Origin of the sequence: Spirosoma soli, from assembly GCF_042684525.1 — a bacterium.
GTDB classification, from domain to species: domain Bacteria; phylum Bacteroidota; class Bacteroidia; order Cytophagales; family Spirosomataceae; genus Spirosoma; species Spirosoma soli.
Genome location: NZ_JBHULN010000072.1, coordinates 1 through 505, shown reverse-complemented (window position 1 = coordinate 505; position 505 = coordinate 1). Strand labels below are relative to the sequence as shown.

Below are 505 nucleotides of genomic sequence, written 5' to 3'. Positions count from 1 at the left end.
CAGCAAGGTTTTGACTCTGGCATGTGGGGCAGCGCATCTCGTTAATGAAGGCGTTGAAGCGGGACTCATCGACCTCACTATCAAACTGGTATATGGCCTCTGCGGAACACACGGAAGCAAAAAATATCAGTAAAGGAATCAACAGTTTGTGCATCTTTAATGACCTTATTCGTGTTTAAGCGAGTATACCGACCCACCGCATTGTATGCGAGTATACAGCCGTGTATCGGGCCCGCTTTTTAAGCGCATAAAAAAAGTGTAACAATTCAAAAAAAGTGGTTGACGTCAGCGCGCGAATCATTAGAATACGCACCTTCTGAACGCGGGTGGTTAGCTCAGCTGGGAGAGCATCGCCCTTACAAGGCGAGGGTCACAGGTTCGATCCCTGTACCACCCACCACTTAACAGTTTGTACCGGGTTAAGTTTTGCGGACCGGTAGTTCAGTTGGTTAGAATACCTGCCTGTCACGCCGAAGGTCGCGGGTTCGAGCCCCGTCCGGACCGC

At 50.3% G+C, this 505-nt stretch carries 1 protein-coding gene and 1 tRNA gene; one reads left to right on the top strand and one right to left on the bottom strand.

The features are described from left to right. Positions 1-154, bottom strand: a 154-nt coding sequence (locus ACFSUS_RS29145; RefSeq protein ID WP_381528829.1) for a cytochrome c-type biogenesis protein CcmH, incomplete at its 3' end; no start/stop codon positions are given. Between the two features lie 170 nt (positions 155-324). Between ACFSUS_RS29145 and ACFSUS_RS29140 the strand changes: the two genes are divergently transcribed. Beyond that, a tRNA-Val gene (locus ACFSUS_RS29140) sits at positions 325-400 on the top strand. Positions 401-505: the final 105 nt, after the last annotated feature.